Annotated in this window: 1 protein-coding gene; it reads right to left on the bottom strand. The window is 64.3% G+C overall.

Going from position 1 to position 4,284, the window contains the following annotated elements; translation table 11 throughout:
- The coding region (locus tag F0169_RS25605) for a non-ribosomal peptide synthetase (protein WP_152747977.1) at positions 1 to 4,284 on the bottom strand (4,284 nt) is incomplete at both ends.

Below are 4,284 nucleotides of genomic sequence, written 5' to 3'. Positions count from 1 at the left end.
CGCCGAGTTCGAAGAAGTGGTCGTCGAGGCCCACCTGCTGCACCTCCAGCACCTCGGCCCAGATCGCCGCAACCTGTTGTTCGCGGAGCGTGACGGGCGCTACATGCGCTTTCAGCAACACACCGCCATCCGCTTTGGGCAGTGCCTTGCGGTCGAGTTTGCCGTTGGGGGTCAAGGGCAGGCTGTCCAGGAAAATCAGGTGCGCAGGCACCATGTAGTCCGGCAAACGTTCGCGCAAGGCAGCCTTGTACTGGTCACGCAGCGCCGCTTGCTGGTCGGGGGCGACACTCACCAGGTAGGCGATCAAGCGGTCATTGTCGGCCAGCACCACGGCTTCGCGCACCGCCGCGTGTTCACGCAGGCAGGCTTCGATTTCACCCAGTTCAATACGGAAACCGCGCACCTTGACCTGATGGTCGACGCGGCCGATGTACTCCACCACGCCATCGGCGCGATAGCGGGCCAGGTCGCCGCTGCGGTACAGGCGTTCGCCCGGCGCGCCGTAAGGGTTAGGCACAAAACGTTCAGCGGTGAGCGCTGGCCGCTGGTGATAACCCCGCGCCAAGCCAACGCCGCCGATCAGCAATTCACCGGCAGCGCCCTGCGGACAAGGCGTTAACCCGGCGTTGAGAATGAACAATGAGGTGTTGGCAATCGGTCGCCCGACAAAAGGCTGCGCGTCCAACAAACGATGGGCAGCCGACCAGATGGTGGTTTCCGTCGGGCCATACAGGTTCCATACCGGCCCTTGCAGGTCGAGCAGGCGCTGGGCCAAGTCGACCGGCAGCGCTTCGCCGCCACACAAGCACTGGACGCCTTGCAGCAGGTCGGCACGCGGGCTTTCCAGCAGCATGCGCCAGGTTGAAGGGGTGGCTTGCAGCACATTTGCGCGCTGGCCGTGCACCCGGTCCAGAATTGCTTCCGGGTCGAGCGCCAGTTCCTGGCTGCTCAGCAGCACCGTGGCGCCGACGCTGAGTGGCACGTACAGCTCGAGTGCAAAGATGTCGAACGAGAACGTGGTCAGCGACATCACCCGCGCGTCGCTGCGAATTTCCAGGGCGTCAGCCATGCCGCAGGTAAAGCTGCACAGCGCCTGATGGCGCACCATCACACCCTTGGGCTTGCCGGTGGAACCGGAGGTGTAGATCACATAGGCCAAGTGCGCAGGCGTGACAGCGACCTGCGGGTTGTGTTCGTCCGCGCTGGCATCATCCACCAACAGCACCTGCACACCGTGCGGTTGCGCCAGACTACCGTTCAGGTGTGGCTGGGTCAGCAACACCCGGGCCTGGCTGTCTTCAAGCATGAAGGCCAGGCGCTCCGCCGGGAACTGCGGGTCGAGCGGCACATAGGCGCCACCGGCCTTGAGCGTCGCCAACAAGCCGACCACCATCTGCAGCGAGCGCTCGACATGCACCGCCACCAACACGTCCGGGCCAACGCCCGCTGCGATCAGGCGATGGGCCAGGCGGTTGGCGCGGCGGTTGAGCTCGCTGTAGCTCAGCGCGTCGTCATTAAATTGCAGCGCACAGGCGTCCGGCGTGGCCAGTGCTTGTGCTTCGAACAGTTGATGCACGCAGCGCGTGTGCGGGTAGTCGAACTGGCTGTGGTTCCAGCCGTGCACGCTCTGTTGCCATTGCTGATCGCTGAGCATCGGCAATTCATCCAGTGCTTGCGAGGCGTCACGGACCACCGCGTGTAACAGGTTCTGCCAGTGCTGCGCCATGCGCTGCAGGGTCGCGGGCTCGAACAAGTCGGTGGCGTAGGTCAGCGAAGCCCACAGGCCCTCGGCGGACTCTTCGGTTTCAAGGCTCAAGTCAAACTGCGTGGTGTGGCCAGCCCACTCCAGCGGCTGCAACACAAGGCCAGGCAGTTGCACAGCGCCGCCGCGCAGGGTGTCCTGGTGGTTGAACATTACCTGGAACAACGGGTTATGGCTGAGGCTGCGTTCCGGTTGCAGCGCTTCGACTAACTGCTCGAATGGCAAGTCCTGATGGGCTTGCGCTTCCAGCGCGCGCTGTTTGACCTGCGCGAGCAATTGGCCGAAAGCCATTTGCCCGTCAAGGTCGGCCTGCAGCACTTGAGTGTTGACGAAGAAACCAATCAGACGCTCGGTCTCAAGGCGGTTACGGTTGGCGATTGGCACCCCGACACGCAGCGTTGACTGGCCGCTGTAGCGATGCAACAAGGTCTGGAACGACGCCAGCAACAGCACAAAGAAGGTCACGCCCTCACGTTGCGCCAGCGCCTTCAGGTCGGCCACCAGTGCAGGGTCGAGCTGCACCTGTTGACGCGCGCCACGGTAGCTTTGCACCGGCGGACGCGGGTGGTCGAGCGGCAACTCCAGCACCGGATGCTCGTCGCCCAGGCGCCGCTGCCAGTAATCCAGCTGGCGCTGTGTTTCGCCGGCCGCCATCCAGTCGCGCTGCCATACGGCATAGTCGGCGTATTGGATCGGCAAGCCAGGCAACTGGGCCTGGCCCTGATACAACGCCACCAGCTCATCGACCATCACCTGCATCGACCAACCGTCAGAGATGATGTGGTGCTGGGTGATCACCAGCACATGGTGGTCGGGCGCGATCACCAGCAGTTTGACGCGCATCAGCGGGCCGTTGCACAGGTCGAACGGGCGTTGGATTTCTTGCTCCACACAGCGCTGGATCGCCGCAGCCTCTACGCTGGCCTGCTCGACAGGCATCGCCAGTGCGGGATGGATTACCTGCAAGACTTGCTCAGCGTTTTCGACAAAGGTGGTGCGCAAAGGCTCATGCCGTTCGACCAGTGCCTGCAAGGCGCGCTCCAGCGCGTTGACGTCGAGTTGGCCGCGCACCTGCAGCGCCGTGGGTACGTGGTAGGCGGCGCTGGCAGGGTCGAGTTGCCACAAAAACCATTGGCGTTCCTGGGCGAAGGACAGCGCCATCGGTTGCCCGCGCTCCAGCGCTACCAGCGGTTGCGCGCTGTGCGGATGCAACTGCACACACGCGGTGGCGAATGCTTGCAGCGTCGGCTGCTCAAACAGTGCGCGCAACGGCACTTCGCGCTTCAACTCATGCCGCACGCGCGAAATCACTTGAGTGGCCAGCAGCGAATGACCGCCCAGTTCGAAGAAATGATCCGTCAGGCCCACCTGCTCGACCTGCAACACCACTTGCCAGATCGCCGCCAACTGCAGTTGCAGCGGGCTGTGCGGCGCTACATACGCTTGTTGACGCAGGTTCAGGTCTGGCGCCGGCAGCGCACGCCGGTCAAGTTTGCCGTTGTTGTTCAGCGGCAAGGCTTCAAGCACCACCCAGTGCCCCGGCACCATGTAGTCCGGCAGCGACTCGCGCAAGGTTGCCGCCAAGGCTTGCGAGTCCAGGCGTTGACCTTGGGCCGGCACCACGTAAGCCACCAATTGCAGGCCGGTCGCACCCGGCTGGGCGATGACTGCGGCTTCACGCACGTGCGGCAAGCCTTGCAGGCAGGCCTCGATCTCACCCATTTCAATGCGATAGCCGCGGATTTTCACCTGATGGTCGATACGCCCGACGTACTCCAGCGCTCCCGCCGCGTTGTAGCGCGCCAGGTCACCGCTACGGTAGAGCCGCGCGCCCGGCACGTTGGAAAACGGGTCGGGAAGGAAGCGCTCGGCAGTCAGTGCCGGGCGGTCGAAGTAACCCTGAGCCAAGCCCGCGTGCGCACCGATGCACAGCTCGCCGACGCCGTCGGTGGCCAGCAGCTCGAAAGCACTGTCGAGCACATACAGCGCGCGGCCGGCGATCGCCCGACCAATCGGCACGCCGAACGCATCACTGGCATCCGCCAATTGGCAGTCGTGCACACTGGACACCACCGTTGCCTCGGTCGGCCCGTAGGTGTTGACCAGGCGCACCGCGCCCAGCCCTGCGGCGTGCCAGGCGCGCAGGCCTTCCACCGACATGGCTTCGCCGCCCACATGCACCTGGCGCAGGTTGCCCAAGGTGCGACGGTCGAGCGCGCATTCCTTGGCCAACAGATACCAGTAAGCGGCCGGCAAGTCGGCCAGGGTCACGCCCTGCTCGACGATTTCGCGCGCCAATTGCCCGGCGTCCCACATCTCATCGCCACGCATGATCAACGCCGCGCCCACACACAGCGGCGCATAGCACTGCTCGACAAACCCGTCGAAGCTGAAGGTCGCAAATTGCAGTACGCGGTCCTCTGCACCCAGCCGGCTGTACACCTCGGCGCTGTCGCAGAATTGGCTGAGGGCGGCATGGTCGATGGCCACGCCTTTGGGCAGGCCGGTGGAGCCGGAGGTGT

The organism is Pseudomonas kitaguniensis (assembly GCF_009296165.1).
In the GTDB taxonomy this organism is placed as follows: Bacteria; Pseudomonadota; Gammaproteobacteria; order Pseudomonadales; family Pseudomonadaceae; genus Aquipseudomonas; species Aquipseudomonas kitaguniensis.
This window is presented reverse-complemented; position numbering and strand designations above follow the sequence as displayed.